We start from the raw sequence: 12245 nt of genomic DNA on the forward strand, positions 1-12245 counted from the left end.
CGCGCACCCTTTCGGGTGCGCGGCACTTTGAAAAAGGGGGTGGGACCAGCAGCCCTCAGCGCTAGGCTTTTCCGGCGATCACGAACACGACCCGCCGGATCGCTTCGGCAAAGCTCACGCCGAGCGCCATCGCTGCAATGCCCGTCACCCCGAGTGCACCGATGCCCATGAGCTTCCACCGCCTGACATCATCGGTCACGGGCTTCATGTCCGAGATCTCGGCGCCGATAGCTGAGGCCGATGCTTCGAGTTCGTTGACCCGCTCGGCAAGCTGATCCATGCGCCGGTGAACGCTGGCCTGACTGGCAGAAGATTTGTCTTCCGCCCGCCTGGCACCATCCTCGATCCTATGAATGGATTCCTGCAGGCCGCGCATGCCGGCAACCAGTTCTCCCAACTGGCGATGAACGACGATATCGATTTCAGCCTGCGACATGATCGTCGCCCCCGTGCTTCGCGCATTCGGCCTTCGTCCAGATATCCGCGGCACAAAGGCCGACGACCGTGCGGTCGATCCGGCGCTGGTCGGCCGGCGACGCTCCGCGCGCGCCGACAAGATCAGTCCCGACCACGGCGCGCAGTCCGGGAGCACTGGCCGGCCGCGAAGTCCCACACCCCGCCAGAATCAAGGCAGGAATCGTAATCAAGGCGCTTCTCGCGAGCGCGGCTCTGAGCGTCATTGTTCTGCCTTTCGATGGCATTGGCGTAAGATCGGGCGCCTTCCGCGCGGATCTCGTGGATGAGCCAGACGAGACCTGCGAGGATGAGGCCGGCGATGAGGAGCTTCGGCCAGGCAAACATCACTTCGCCCAGCCAAGGCGTCGCGCCAGCACGTACCAGCACTCGGAGAGGAAGCCCGCACAAAGGCCGATACCCACCTCGATCAGCATCTGCACGTCCGGATCGTCGGCAAGTACCAGGCCTGCGTCCGGCGCCAACAATCCTTTGGCGACGAGCAGACCCGCGCCATATCGCAACAGGATGCGGATGACGACGGCACTCATTTCGCCCACCGCGCAAGAAACGCGACAGCCGCCTCGATGAGACGGCGCAGGCGATTGGATTTGGCCCCTCGCGACGCGTTAACGCCTTCCGCGCCGGGCGTCTTTTCGACCGCGCCGGGCCGTAGGACCACAACGACGGTCGGATCGCTCGAAGCGCTCTCGCGCCCATAGCCGGCCGCACGCAACGCCGCCTCGAACGCGCGGCCGTAGGCCTCGATCTTCGGGCCGTTCTGCCTGATGTCGCTGTTGATGATCGCGCGCGAGGCCGCATAACGATAACCGGTCGCGACCGCCGACCGGCTGTCGTCCGTGTCGAAATCGGTCAGCCGCTTACCGGTGAAGAGACCGCGCTCCATGCCGTCGAAGAGGATGCGAATGGCTGTCGCCGGATCACAGGCTCTACCAGGCGTTTCCACCAGGCCAAACTTTCCGTAATTCGCGCGACCGGTAATCTGCGCAAGCCCTCGCCCGCGAAAGACCCAGCCGTCATCGTCTTCGACGTTGCCAAGCCTCCCACCATAGACCCGGTTTGCAAGCTTGCGCGGATTGCCGACATAGGGCTCGGCGCTTGCAAGTGTCGGAAACCGGGCAGGCCACACTTGAGTAAGCCGCCTTGCCGAGTAGTTCAGGTTCTCCTCGACCGGTCGCATTGCGCCGCCCGTTTCGTGATGGGCCTCGGCGAGAATTGCGGCCAGATGGCAAAGGCTCACCGCACGCCGCCGCCCCTCCAGGACGATCGCTTCCGCGCTTTCGAACTGCTTTGAAGAATAGGTCTTGAAAACACCCGACGCGGGATCGCGCAGGGCTGCGTGAAACGCTGCTCTGTTCATGTATTCACCTTTTGGAAATTTTCCGCTTAAAGCGCGGCTGCAGCCACCCACAGGGCGTCGATCTGCGCGTCAGAAAGACCAAGCGCCGTACCAACGGTGGCGATCAATGGATGCGTCCGGTTGAACGTCGTCGCATATTCCCACTCGATCTGCGCCTTGTCCTGATCCGAACCGGCAGGCATCCCCGCGATCGCTGCGGTCACGGTCGATGGCGAGATGCCCGCATTCACCAGGCCAAGGCGAAATTGGCGAGCGGTTAGGCTGCGCATCCGCTGCCGCAATTCATCTTCCGTGGGCGGATCGGGAGGGATGTATGGCTCGATCTGGAAACCGGGATTGTCGCGCAGCCATTGGCGGATCAGGGGATTAACGCCGACGGTGTCATCAGGACGACTGCAGTAGTCGGTGTCATAGGACGCGCCGAGATAATCCGTAATGTTGCAGTGGATATTGTAGACGTCGGATTCTTGCGTCGCTCGAACGGCATGAACCATATTCACAGACATCGATGTCATTATGCCGTCCTCACGAAGCAATAGGCCCACGCACCCGACCCCGGCGAGTCATAACCGCCCCGAGCACGCCAAGTTCCAGCAAGCTGCGCCCCACCCCCGCCAAAGCCGTAGCCATAGCTGGAATTGAGATAAATCGCATGGGAGGAATTCCTCTCCTTGATGTCCGCATTGCCGGTTTCGACCAGGATGGTGTGGCCGATCGGGAAATTCAGTTCGTCTCGGGTGCCCCCGGTGTGGATGCCGGCCTTACCGTTCACGACGTTGCCGAGGTAGTCCCCCCACATCGGCATGTACATATTGCCGTCCGACTGAATAAAGAAGCTGCCGCCCCAATATAGACGATCGCCGACGGAGCCGTTAACGCCGAGCTTGTTGCCACCATAGCCGAACTGTATCCAACCGTTGGCCAAATTGGCCTGACCGCGAACGGAGAGTGTGTCTGCTTGGTTGACGTCACCAAGCCACACATCATCGCCGACCTTGATAGCTTGGCCGTCGCCATTCGCGGTTGCGATAAACCGAGGGGCATATACATTGCTCGGGAACGTCGCTTCATTCATCCCGCTCCAAGAAAGCAGCGTCGGTGCATTTGATACGAAACGATCGCTGGACCGTTGAATATATAAGCCGCCGTCGTTCACCCCGATCATGCGATAGCTGTGACCGATGTTGTTGGTGAGGAGTTGGATTTCGCCGGATGGTCCGTTGCCTCCAAGTCGAGCTATGTGGCCAGACCATGAATAAAGACCAGTTTCGTGCCAGCTCGCTAACTGCTGAAACACACCGGAAGTGTTCCACACGCCGATCTGCATCGCTGCGTTCGCTTGGCTCGAAACGATCGTGCCGCGAGTTACCGACGCTGCCGACTGGAATGCAAGTACTCTATCGCTGTTGGACAGAATGTACATTGCGCCGCCGGAACCGCCGGAAGCAACGAAATTGACCGCCGACACGTTACTTGAAAACGCCGCGCCGACGCCGATGATGCCACCAGTGAAATAATGTCCACCATGCGCAATGTACGTCAGTCCTGCTTGTCCGAGCGAGGCGTTACCGCCTGAGGCCATGATGCGTGCATCGTAGTCGGCTCCACTCCCGCCTGAATGGAAGTCAATGAATGGGGTGTTCGCCGTGTTCGGCGGCCCCAACTCAATCCCATGGTTTGCCCCCGTGGTCACAAACCCTTGAGCCGTCAAAGCCCCCGTGATGGTCTTTGCCGTCATCGTGGACGGCAACCGGTCGTCAGAGAGCTTGCCAGTCGTCAGGTCGCCCGCCGAACCGGACGAAGCCACGGCCGCGAGCCCAAGCCTCGTTTTCATCGCGGCAGCGGTGGCATCACCAATAAGATCGCGCGCGAGCGGGGTGAGCGCGGTCGTCGCATAGGCGTCGGTCGCCGTCGTGTAGAGGATCTGGTTCGCGACGGTTGTTTGGCCTGCGATGGACTGCAACGCAGCGTCGTAGGCCTGCACGTTCGAGCCGATCTCCACGCCGAGAGCGGTGCGCGCGCCGCTAGCCGAGGTCGCGCCGGTGCCGCCGGCCGTAACCGGCCGCGGCGCGTTGGCATCTGCCGTCAGGTCGTCGATCAGCGTGTTGTAGGGCACGCTTTGGATAGTTGTATTCGGCACGCCTTTGGTGCCGGCGGGGGGCGAATAAACGCCGCCAGTTCTGGGCATGGGGTCTCTCCAGGAAAGCGTTCCGCTGAGCGCTCAATATTTGGTTGGAAGGGGCGCTGGACAGCCGGGGGCTTCGGCTGTCGGGGCCGGACAAATTGGCGTGTCGACCGCCGCTAACGTTTCTTTCGCCCGGCAGAAAACAACCGGCCGTAATCGACGCGGCGCATGCCGTCCGGTCCGCGAGAGACGACATCCGGTCGGGTCTTTTCAACTTCCTGCGCCATGACGCCGACGTGCTTCGGGCCGCGCGCCGGTTCGTCCTTGTAGCGGTATTCGTAGAGCGAGTGCCCGTCGAGTTTGCCCACCTTCTTGACGTCCTTCTTTAGGCGTCTATCCGAGTCGGATTTGCGGCTCCAGAGAGGCATGCCCAGCACGCTACCAAGCATGTTGCTACCAGCGCTCAGCCGCGACTGATAGGCTTCGAGCTGCCCCCGATAATTGTTCTGCACCATTCCCATGTAATCAGGCGCCTCAATCCTCTGTCCCTGCGTCGGCACAAAATTCGGGCTGTTTACCTGCGCACCCGAAAGCAGGCTCGAGATCTCGTTGATCGGCTGGTTGCGCTGCGCATACATCTCGTTGAGATATTGCGCCCGCGCTGCATTTTGAGCGGCGAGCTGGGCCTGCTGGGCGTTGAAGGTCTGGTCCTTCAACGTATTGTTGGCTGCCGTCGTCGACTGGCTGTTCTGGTGCATCTGCTGCAGGGCGTCGTTGCTGAAGCCCGCAGCGGCGAGTGCCTGGTTGAAGTTCTGCTGCTGCGCGGCATTGGCGAGCTGCATGTTGTTGGCGTTCTGGGTGTACTGCTGGTTTTGCGCCTGGTTGGCGAACTGGCCGTTCTGCAGCATCTGGCCATAAGCCTGCTGCTGTGCCGCGTTCTCGAAGGAGGCCGCCTGCTGCGCGAGCCCGACGAGACGGGACTGCTCCTGCCCTGCGTTGAGGATTGCGCCGAAGCGCGCGTCGTTCGCCTGGCGGTTCGCCTGGTCGATCGCCCGGTTATAGGCCTCGGAGCCCGGCTGCAGGCCCTGATTGGCAAGCTGCGTCTCCAGGGCTGCGCGGTCCCGGTCGAGCTGCGGATTCATGCGTGCCATCAGCGCGTCCTCGTAGCGCTTGGTGTCGAAGTTGGTCTCGTAGTTTCGCTTGACCTCCCCCGCATTGCCGAGCGACGTCTGGATTGCACCGGAATTTACAACTGCCCCTTGCACGTTCCCGGTGTTCGGCAGCGTCGTTTGCAGCGTCGGGCCCGGGCCATACTGCTGGTACTGCGGCAGGTTGATCGCACTGGGGTTGCCGGCAGCCGGCGCGCCGGAAAGGTCGATCGGGCGCCCCAGAAGGTCGTTCAGCCGCGCCGACTGGTTGTTGGCGAGCGTCGCCATGTTCTTTTCGGCGGCGTCCGTCTGGTCCTTGATCGCCTGCTGCGCCGGCGAAAGTGTCTGCGTCGCCGTCCAGTTCGGCAAATCGTAGACCTTGCCGTTCATCGGGTCGGTCCACTTCGTCGACCCTGTCTGGCTATAGGTCAGGCTCCCGTCCGGCGTTACCTGGTTGATGTTGCCGAGTGTGCCATTCGCAATTGCGGTCCCGATGTTGGTCGCAGTCTGGGCCGACGCGGTTTCGCGCGGGTCCGGCGGCTTCGGAGCTTTGGGTTTTCCCATGGTGCCTACCTCTGGTTCGCGGGATGGGCCCGCCAGTCGTTGTCCGTGAGTGTGAAGATGATTTCCGCTTCCGCGCGCCCGCGAAGGCGGGGAATTCGATGCGGCGAAAAGCCGAAGCGTTCGGCGATCGCGGTCATGCCGGCATTGCGCTCAGAGACCCTGAGAACCACCATCTGGCAGCCGATCTCATCGAAAGGGTAGCCGAACATCGCCCGGACCACCGGGCGTGTCAGCCAGCGTTTGCTCGTCGAAGCCGCCGAAAGCTCGATGACGCCCGCCTCCGGCGCATAATTGTGAAACACCACGCCGGCGACAAGCGCATCGTTTTCGCGTACGCCCATGGTGGTGAAATCGGCAAAACCGCGCTCGCAGCCGGCAATGTGGCTGGCGACGAAATCGGCGATCGTCCGGTTCGCCGCGGGGTTGGCGGCGCCGCCCCAGGCGATCTTCATGCGCTCGCCTCCCCGGCCTGCACCTGCAATGTGGCAAGGTCCACTTCGAGATCGAGCCTCACCTCACCGCCCGAAGTGACGGCGCAGCCAACCGCCAGCATGTCGCCCGCCGCGCGCACATTCTGGCGAAAGCTGTAGCGAAGCTGCTGCGTCAGGGCATCCCACACCGCCCTGTCCCATAGGCCGACATCCCATTCCGATGCAGCCGCATCGCCGATCGTGACCTGGTCGGATGGCGGGATCGTCCTGTCGAAATCGGCACGAGCGAAGAGCCGTACCTTCGGTTTGCTCTTCGCTCGGAAGAACATGTGGGCGAGCGTGGCCCGCGCCCGCTGCCCAAACTGCGTCGCCGGCGTAAACTGCGAGAGATAGGCGGCTGTAAAGGCAAGCCCGTCATCGGTCCCGGTGGTGTCGCCCTGCCAGCAAAAGCCACCGGTCGAGCCGAAGAACAGCCCGCCCTGTAGGGTCTCGTAGCAGCTTGCCTCCCAGTTGCTGATCGTCGACCATCGACCGCTGAGCACGTTGAGCACAAAAGTCGTGTCGACAACGACGCTGTTGGCGGGAAAGGCGATGAAGACGAGGTTCTGCTCCGGCCACTGTTTCACCACCCAGCCGGCGCCGGTCGCATTCGCCGCCCGCCGCCAGTCGTCTTCGATCGGCCGCGAAATCGAAACCTGGCTCAGCGCCTGGCGATCACGCTGAAACACCTGTGAGATCGGCGTCAGCCCGTCGCTGGTGGCGATCAGGATATCGCCGCCGGCGCGGATCCAGGCGTTTTTGCCAAGCGGCCGGCCAATCTGATAGACACCCTTCAGCGCAAAGCTGTTGGCGTCGCCGGGGTCCGATCCGGCATAGACAGCCACCTCCCCCTCGGTCGAGACGAAAACACAGAGATCGGAAAGCCCGTCGCCGCTTTCGAGTGACCAGGAAAAACCCGTCAGCAGCGAGCCGCCTTTTTTCATCACCCCGCCGAGCGGAAACAGCTTGGCTGCGCCGCCGACCAAATTGACCGGCAGATAGTAGGCGTCGAGCGTGGCGTTCTTCAGGACGAACTGTCGGTTCTTGAACAGCCATCCGTAGTTCAGCTGCGCCATCGTCGTTTCGTCGGTAAAGGTGATCTCCGGCGCCGTCGTCCAGGTGCTGCCGTTGTACACCCGCCGCGGATCGGCGCCGTTGAGGCAGACGAGAAACGAACCGCCTGCATTGGTGTGCTGGAAGGTGCACCAGTCGCCACCGGAAAGCCCCGCGACAGCGGCGGCCGTCGCGGCCGGCGGTGCGGCCGGCGATGTCATGTCGTAGATCGCCGTATCCGTCGCCATGAACAGCTTTTCGAACGAACCGTACTTGTATTTGAAGGCACTGCGGATCGTGCCGCCATCTGCCGCGCGTCCACGTTTCTGCGAGCCGCCGCGAATGCGGCAACCAACGAGCGTCGGGAGAAAATTGCGAAGGACGGTCGCCGAGCCAGGCTGTTGCGAGGCCATGTCGGCTGTCGTCACCAGACCGCTCCTCGGTGCCGGAAAGGTAATGGGTTGCGAGGTCTGAGCCCTGCCGACGCTGACGGCGCCACGATTGCTCTGCCCGATTCTTCCGGGCTTCAGTTCAACCTTCATGAGGCCCCCCGGTCGGCATTGATTTCCTGAAGAAGATCGGCTTCGAATTCGGCGAGGCTGTCGTCGAAGGGCAGCCCCTTCTGCCGTCTCCATCGCCAGAGAATACCCTTGGCGAGCAGACGCTCCGGAAACAGTGTCCGGTCGTCATCCGCGGTCAGCGTGTCGCGTTCCTCATGGGGATCGCCAAGCACCCAGTTCCTGGAAACGTAGTCGATGATGGCGCCCACGCCCGCCGACGCCGGCGAAAACAGCAGTTGGTTGCCACGCAGAAAGAAAAACGGCTGCGCCGACCCCTGTGCCGTGACGACGGCCCATTGCGAACCGTTGGTGATCGGCCGGAAGCTTTCGCCGGATGCGGCCCGGACGGCGCCGCCCGGCGTCAGCCGTTGGTAGTCCGCCGGCAAAGTCATCGGCGAAATGATCGCCACCTGCTGCTTCAACAGGCGCCGCCAGTCGCCGCGACGGGAAATCTCCTCGCCGCTTTCCTGTGCCAGCGCCACCATGGTCTGTGCGTTCGGATCGATCGAGCCGTAAATGCTGTCGAAACGGTCGAGCGCGACGATGTCGCAGACCTCGTTGATTGCGGAAAGCAAAGTCATGGGGTCATGCCTCCAACGGTCATTTGGGCATCGCCCCAGCGGGCACGTTCGTCGGCTACGCCGAGACCACCAAGCGCCGCCATCTTCAGTTGCTGCGCGGCCCCGGCCTTGCCGGCGTCGCGCTCCCAGATGGCGATCTCCTCGACGAGCCCATAGAGATAGACATCCGGCGCCTTCTGAAGCAGCCAGTTGGTCGGGCTTGCGGCTGAAAGCGGCGGGATTCGGGCGTAATGGGTCATCGTCAGGCCGTAATTGCCGGGCGGAAAAGCTCTGATCCGATTGCCGACAACCGCATAACCGACCGGCGCGCCGGCGCCGGTAGAGCCGTTCCCGGCAAGCTGCTGCAATGCCATGGCGCGGATCGGCCGGCCGCTTGCGGTTAGAACCTGCCGCGCCTCGAGATAGTCCGCAGGCAGCGGCGCATCGCCCGCGACGACAGAGAGCGCTGTCGTCGCTTCCATCTCGCTGACACGCAGCATCCGGTTGAGCTTCAATTCAGCAAGACCGACGAACCGGGGAAACAGATGGGCGATGTCGTTGCGCCCGCTGTATTCACCCGCGTCGACCAGCAATGCGGCGTAATCGGCAATGCTCATAGCCTGCCCTCCTTGGTGCGCCAGGCACGGTTGTCGCCATCATTGAGGAAGCGTTTGACGAAGCGGTTGTCGCCTTCGGAATGCGCCTTCACCAGGCCAGACGCGTGGGCGATGTTGAGCGGAACGGAGGCAACACGATGCCAATCGCCCCGCCAGATATTTTCGGCGCTGTTGCGCACCTCCTGGTTCTCGCTCAGAAGATTGTCGACGGGATAGTCGACGCGATAGACATCCTTCTCCCCGTCGAAATGGTGCCAGACCGACCGACCGGTCATCTTGTCATGATCGTAGAGCGTCCAGGCTCCATCACGGATCACCATGGGTCACTCTCCCGGCAGCGGGTCTGCGCGCTCGGCCTTGCCGGCGGCGATCAGTGCCTTGGCCTCATCAAGGCTCAAGGACACGATCGCGCCGGCCGCCGTGCGCACGTCGTCGCGGAACCAGACGTCGTAAACGAGACGAACGGGTACGGGCTTCTTTGCTTCGGACATAAAAATCTCCATGAAAAAAGACGGCTCCGGAGAGCCGTCTTGGCGAAAATTGCTCTTTTGAAAGGGGATCGGACGCCCACCAAACCTCCGAATCCGGCGTCAGGTGTTATTGCGGCGGCGCCCTTGGCGGGATCCCGAGATCGGCGGGTGCGTGGGGCGGTGGCGGCCATAGGCTCACCTTGGCGGAAGGCCCGCCTGCATCGGTTCGGTCGCCCATCTTCTGCGGGGCATGATTCTGCTGCGGAGGAACGTGCCTATGAGTGCCGCATCAGACGTCGCAAAGCGTGCGCCCGTTGCGGCCGACGCCTGCTCCAGACTCCCGCAACGTCGGTATGCCATTCGACGCCGGCGGAGCCCAGCCAACGTCGCGCTGCCGCCCGCATGCGGATTTTGCCTAGAGCGGCAACAGCAGGTATCTGACGAAAACCACCGCGAGCAGCGCCACGGCAAACCTTCCGATCGCCCGTGGCATCGCCGACAGTCTGGGTGAAATCTTCAAGGCTCGTTCGAAAAGGGAGAGAAACAGGTAGGCAAATGCCGCAAATATCAACGCTTCTTTAAGATGGTACATATCCCAGTCCCAAGAGAGGATCTGCCAACGCCATCGCCGGCAAGATCCGGATCGTTTTTCAACGCAGGCCGCTCAGGTCGCCGTTGAAACCGCCTCGCCCGACGGCTCTTCCGGTTTCCTTGATAACACCAGGCCCGTAGCCTCCTGCATAGTATCCGCCGACCGTGCCTGCCACCGATGCCGCACCGCTTCCAAGCAGAGCCCCGACAGCCGAGCCAAGCAGCGAGCCAAAGTCACTCCAGCCGATATCGTGTGATCCATCCCGATTGGATTTCTCGACGACCCTCGTGCGGAATGCTTCGGCGGCACTATCTCTGCTTCGCGGTTCCGAGGCAATATTGCCGCCGCGCTGGTCGTTCGCCATCAACGGGCGAAAACCCTCGGTTGGCAGCACGCCGTTTTGCGGGCCAAAGCGGCCAGGACCAGGGTCCGTCTGGGAAGGTATCAAGCGGCTGCGAGCAATGTCGTTGAGGGGCGTGCCGGCGGATGGGTGACGGAACGCCCCGTCGGCGCCCCGCGGCGCTCCGTCCCGGGCGATCGGTTTGCTCCGCAACAAGGGGATTTCGTCGAAATAGTCGATTGCTTCGCGCAGGGATTGAATTCTCTAGGGCAGGCCCTGTCCGCCGAGCGTCTTGTCTCGTTGTGTCACATCAAACCTCAATTGCATCATCGTTGTTGGTCGGTCGACGCCCGGCGCGGCTCGTGCCGAATAGGACGAGCAAACGCTGGCAGGTCCGCGGCGCCGGTCAAGGTCGTTGGACTTGCCACTGATGGATCGCCGCGGAAGCCCGGGCCGGGCTCGGCGGACAGTCGTCGACGATTGCCGCCGCGCTCAGTCATGGCGCTCGTATAGGCACGAGCATGCGCCTTTCTGGCATCGTTCAGGCCTCGCACACTTTCAGCGGCCGGGCCGATGGCGGCATCCTTTAAGCGCAGCAAAGAAGGACTTCGCCAGAAGCTCACCCGGTGTTGCTCAGCAATGGCACGCGCACGGGGCAGTGCGGCGTCCCTCGAAGGAGCCGCGTCGTGCCTGCAGCACCTTCAAGAACTCCGGTTTGCAGGTGATCATGGCGCCGAGCAGCCTATCCGCTGCAAAAGCCGAAGGGGTAAAGATGCCTGCGGCAACAACGGCCACGGTCGCCAAACTGATCTGAGCAAGTCTCCATTCTCCGCCTAAGAGAATGCAATGATCATCGCATGCCTCGACGATCGTTGATGGGATCGTCCTATCGCCCAAAATCCGAGAAGGTCTTTATCACCGACGCGACGAAGAGATCGAACTTGTTGAAGAGTGCTGTACTGAGGCCGTTGGACAGGAACAGGTCGTAAATCGAAGGAAAGTCCTCGATGTCGGAAGCCTGAGCCCCGGCAACGCGACAACCAAGCCGTGCTCCGGGAAAATCCGGCATGTCGGATGCGGCTACCTCAAACGCATTGCTCTTCGCGGTGGCGCCCGTGGCACCCTTGCTGACCGTTTCCAGTGCGCGCATGACGTCGTCAGGCTGTTCCGACGCATAGAATGCCCACGCGTATTCGCTCGTTCCCGGCAAGACCTGTTGTGCGTAACCGGTGATGTGAAGTCCATAGGCTTCGACAGGCTCGGAAAACGGGACGACGGATGTCCGCGGATCACTCGTGTCGAGAAGGTTATAGGGGCGAGCCACTATATCCGACCTCTTGAAAACAGCCTTCTCCTCATCAAGGGTCTTGAAGAATTGGGTGTCGCACGTGAGCAACGCAGCCAGCACCTTCTCGGCGCTCTCCGGCGGCATAGCGCATTCCTTCGCTACATTACCGCTCCTCTCGCAGATTCCGCCGCGGCTCATGTCTTCAGACGCATAGGGATCGATTGTCGCCAACACCAGCCCTACCAGCACGACGAACAGCCCGAAGAGAGTGACAACGGTGTAGACCAATACCCTTAGCCATTTCTTCATACCGCCTCCTCACTTGCAGAGCGTAACCAGACATCAGCCTATTGGAACATTTCATGAACAAACACAAGGTTGAAATCGACCCTTCTCCACAGCTTATGCGGTGCATTATTCACGCCATGATTTCATCATCTGCTTGAGCGTACCGCGACCGGGAACAAGCCCACTGATCACGCCCTTGCCGGCGTCGCCGGTCTTGGCCACTGCCTTTGTCCCCCTGAATGCTGCGCAGCCAAAGGAAGGAGAGCGCGTCGGTGTCGAGGAAGTAGGCATTGCGCGCGAGCTTGGCGCTGCCCGCCTGCACCCGGTTCGGGTGGA

Annotated in this window: 15 protein-coding genes and 1 pseudogene; all 16 read right to left on the reverse strand. The window is 62.0% G+C overall.

The window, feature by feature from the left end:
* Window positions 1–61 precede the first annotated feature (61 nt).
* Complete coding sequence (locus tag L981_RS23665) at window positions 62–436, reverse strand: DUF1515 family protein (protein WP_043621993.1); 375 nt, start codon at window positions 434–436, stop codon at window positions 62–64.
* A complete protein-coding gene (locus tag L981_RS23670; RefSeq protein WP_043621995.1) occupies window positions 423–680 on the reverse strand; it encodes a hypothetical protein in 258 nt (85 codons plus the stop codon). Before L981_RS23670 ends, L981_RS23665 begins: the two co-directional genes overlap by 14 nt.
* Window positions 681–800: 120 nt before the next feature.
* Window positions 801–1004, reverse strand: coding sequence for a hypothetical protein (locus L981_RS23675; RefSeq protein WP_043621998.1), 204 nt, complete (start codon window positions 1002–1004; stop codon window positions 801–803).
* Entirely contained in the window at window positions 1001–1834 is an 834-nt protein-coding gene (locus tag L981_RS33420) for a hypothetical protein (RefSeq protein ID WP_052201991.1), read from the reverse strand. The genes L981_RS23675 and L981_RS33420 overlap by 4 nt, the downstream gene beginning before the upstream one ends.
* A gap of 26 nt (window positions 1835–1860) precedes the next feature.
* Window positions 1861–2349 carry a hypothetical protein gene (locus L981_RS23685; RefSeq protein WP_043622001.1) on the reverse strand — a complete coding sequence of 163 codons (489 nt, stop codon included), beginning with the start codon at window positions 2347–2349 and terminating at the stop codon, window positions 1861–1863.
* Window positions 2349–4022, reverse strand: a complete 1674-nt coding sequence (locus tag L981_RS35670; RefSeq protein ID WP_052201992.1) for a hypothetical protein — start codon at window positions 4020–4022, stop codon at window positions 2349–2351. Before L981_RS35670 ends, L981_RS23685 begins: the two co-directional genes overlap by 1 nt.
* 113 nt (window positions 4023–4135) lie before the next feature.
* The gene (locus tag L981_RS23695; protein ID WP_043622004.1) at window positions 4136–5671 is read right to left on the reverse strand and encodes a tail fiber domain-containing protein; all 1536 of its coding nucleotides are present in this window, start codon (window positions 5669–5671) and stop codon (window positions 4136–4138) included.
* A gap of 5 nt (window positions 5672–5676) precedes the next feature.
* Window positions 5677–6123: a GNAT family N-acetyltransferase gene (locus tag L981_RS23700; RefSeq protein ID WP_043622006.1), complete on the reverse strand. Its 447-nt coding sequence runs from the start codon at window positions 6121–6123 to the stop codon at window positions 5677–5679.
* Window positions 6120–7736 (reverse strand): hypothetical protein, encoded by a 1617-nt coding sequence (locus L981_RS23705; protein ID WP_043622009.1) that lies wholly within the window; start codon window positions 7734–7736, stop codon window positions 6120–6122. Before L981_RS23705 ends, L981_RS23700 begins: the two co-directional genes overlap by 4 nt.
* Complete coding sequence (locus L981_RS23710) at window positions 7733–8335, reverse strand: hypothetical protein (protein WP_043622013.1); 603 nt, start codon at window positions 8333–8335, stop codon at window positions 7733–7735. The genes L981_RS23705 and L981_RS23710 overlap by 4 nt, the downstream gene beginning before the upstream one ends.
* Window positions 8332–8931 (reverse strand): hypothetical protein, encoded by a 600-nt coding sequence (locus L981_RS23715; protein WP_043622016.1) that lies wholly within the window; start codon window positions 8929–8931, stop codon window positions 8332–8334. Before L981_RS23715 ends, L981_RS23710 begins: the two co-directional genes overlap by 4 nt.
* Window positions 8928–9251, reverse strand: a complete 324-nt coding sequence (locus L981_RS23720; protein WP_043622018.1) for a hypothetical protein — start codon at window positions 9249–9251, stop codon at window positions 8928–8930. Before L981_RS23720 ends, L981_RS23715 begins: the two co-directional genes overlap by 4 nt.
* Before the next feature lie 3 nt (window positions 9252–9254).
* A complete protein-coding gene (locus L981_RS35225) occupies window positions 9255–9422 on the reverse strand; it encodes a hypothetical protein (RefSeq protein ID WP_197067189.1) in 168 nt (55 codons plus the stop codon).
* Between the two features lie 394 nt (window positions 9423–9816).
* Window positions 9817–9993, reverse strand: a complete 177-nt coding sequence (locus L981_RS34705) for a hypothetical protein (protein ID WP_156134216.1) — start codon at window positions 9991–9993, stop codon at window positions 9817–9819.
* A gap of 1226 nt (window positions 9994–11219) precedes the next feature.
* Window positions 11220–11930: a hypothetical protein gene (locus L981_RS23730; RefSeq protein ID WP_043622023.1), complete on the reverse strand. Its 711-nt coding sequence runs from the start codon at window positions 11928–11930 to the stop codon at window positions 11220–11222.
* 105 nt (window positions 11931–12035) lie between these two features.
* Window positions 12036–12245 (reverse strand): annotated as a pseudogene (locus L981_RS35405) (hypothetical protein); the annotation flags it as partial.

Origin of the sequence: Ensifer sp. ZNC0028, from assembly GCF_000799055.1 — a bacterium.
Lineage (GTDB): Bacteria > Pseudomonadota > Alphaproteobacteria > Rhizobiales > Rhizobiaceae > Ensifer.